This window comes from Vibrio sp. 1978, from assembly GCF_033344345.1.
The window spans coordinates 1-554 of sequence record NZ_JAWPOP010000863.1 but is presented as its reverse complement, the minus strand read 5'-3'; the positions used below and the strand labels follow the sequence as shown (position 1 = coordinate 554).

Annotated in this window: 1 protein-coding gene; it reads left to right on the top strand. The window is 42.6% G+C overall.

The window, feature by feature from the left end:
- On the top strand, positions 1 to 554 hold a 554-nt coding region (locus R8N49_RS29550), incomplete at both ends, for an ABC transporter ATP-binding protein (RefSeq protein WP_318190749.1).

The following is a 554-nucleotide window of genomic DNA, read 5'->3' as shown; positions in this document are numbered from 1 at the left end:
ATCAGAACGAGGGGTTGCTATGGTATTCCAGTCTTATGCTCTATACCCGCATATGACTGTTGCAGAAAATATGGGTTACTCACTAAAAGTAAACAAAGTTCCAAAAGAAGAGCGAGATAAAAAAGTACAGCTGGTTGGTAAAGCACTACAGTTAGAACATCTACTTGATCGTAAACCAGCCCAACTGTCAGGCGGGCAACGTCAGCGCGTTGCTATCGGTCGTGCTATCGTGAGAGATCCTAAAGTGTTTTTATTCGATGAGCCTCTATCAAACCTTGATGCAGAATTACGTGTGGATATGCGTCTACATATTGCAAAGCTACATCAAGAACTTAAGTCAACCATGATCTACGTAACGCACGACCAAGTCGAAGCCATGACATTAGCAGATAAAATCGTCGTGCTTCGTGATGGTAAAGTTGAGCAAGTTGGCTCACCAATGGATCTCTACCATAACCCTGTTAACAGATTTGTTGCCGGATTTATTGGCTCGCCTAAAATGAATTTTCTTCCTTGTACCGTTGAAGCTTGGGATGAAACGAGCTTAACAGTGA